At 42.2% G+C, this 1411-nt stretch carries 1 protein-coding gene; it reads left to right on the top strand.

Annotated features, from left to right (window positions below; translation table 11 throughout):
- The coding region (locus ACI3E1_RS07860; protein WP_405025099.1) for an LPXTG cell wall anchor domain-containing protein at positions 1–1403 on the top strand (1403 nt) is incomplete at its 5' end.
- Positions 1404–1411: the final 8 nt, after the last annotated feature.

Genomic DNA, 1411 nt, shown 5'->3' with positions numbered 1-1411 from the left:
TTGGTGAAGGCGGGGAAGAACCCGGGAATGCAAAACTTGTTAATGCTGAAACTGGAAGTTCTACGCCCGCTTGGGGCTTTGATAAGGATGTTGTTAATGAATTCGATCCAGTGTCAGTTAACAATAATGGAGCAGAAACTAATGCTGTCGGTCGGGTTCCGTTTCCGATATACCAAAATCAAGGAGATTTAACAAGTGCCTTAGCTATCAGGGGGCTTTCGCAGGAGCAAATTAGTTCTTTAATTGCAGCAATGATGTTAACGGAACGGGGTACATATAAGGGAGATTATACCCCGAATAAGGGAGCTTCATTAGACCAGCAAAATGCGTCGTATAACTACCAAGTTCAAGCGGTTCTTGATGTTATTGTCGGGCAAGTTGATCCGCATCAAGAGGCGTTTATTAAACAACACTTTACAACGTTCCAACAAAAGCTGTATAACGCTGCGTTAGCCGATGCAAACGTAAGTGTTGGCGATATGACTACAGCATACTTAGTTGCCCCCGGTTCAAACAACAGACTGTCTAAACTCCAGCTGAATACACAAACTAATACTACAGCGCAGTTTGAACTTAATCCGCATTATCTTGGAGCGCCAGTTAAAGTAACTCAGATTCTTCCTGCAAATTACCAGGTAATTGATACTGCTACCAACCAACCGGTTAGTGAATTAGTAACGGGGCAGACTTATTACGTTAAGACTAGTGCAGCTGTTGCCCAGGCAACAGTCGCAATGAAGTATGCAAAAGACGCATTTAATTTTTTTGATACTAATTGCAAACCTGTAATCGTTGCCGAAAAAGTAGTAACTAGTTATGCAATTACTCCACGAGAAGCATTTGAGGTGCCATTTTACTATAATGAGAATGGCGATTATATTGGTTCGCTGCAAACACAAAATGGTTATCCAGTTGTGGAAGTTACTGGGCCAAATGGTGATCGTAATGTTGTGGCATTTCGACACATGTTAGATTATAATTACGCGCACATGAGTCGAAATACTAGTTACGAAGGGCTTATGGTTAGCACGCCGATAATGGAAGACTTAACATTACAAGTGTTTGCAGATATGCCAACACAATCGAGTTCTTCTTCAAAACCAGCAGGATTATCAAGTAGTTCTAGTGGCGCTTCGCTGACTGCTAACAAGAGTAGTAATGTTACTACCGTAAGTAGTTCGAAACGTAGTATTGTGGCTGGTCCGGTACAAACTAGTCAGCGGCAAGTAATTAATGCACCAACGGGGATGCAGCATTCAGTTCGCACGTTCCGTTCACATAAGCATCAGCAATTGCCAGATACCGGTGATCACCAAGCAAAAGGAACAGCCCTGTTCGGAATTGTATTGATAGGGTTGGGACTAGGATTTGCAGAATTATGGCGAATTAAACGGATCCATTAAGTTTAGAA

It is taken from the genome of Ligilactobacillus sp. LYQ139, assembly GCF_045033025.1.
In the GTDB taxonomy this organism is placed as follows: domain Bacteria; phylum Bacillota; class Bacilli; order Lactobacillales; family Lactobacillaceae; genus Ligilactobacillus.
This window is presented reverse-complemented; position numbering and strand designations above follow the sequence as displayed.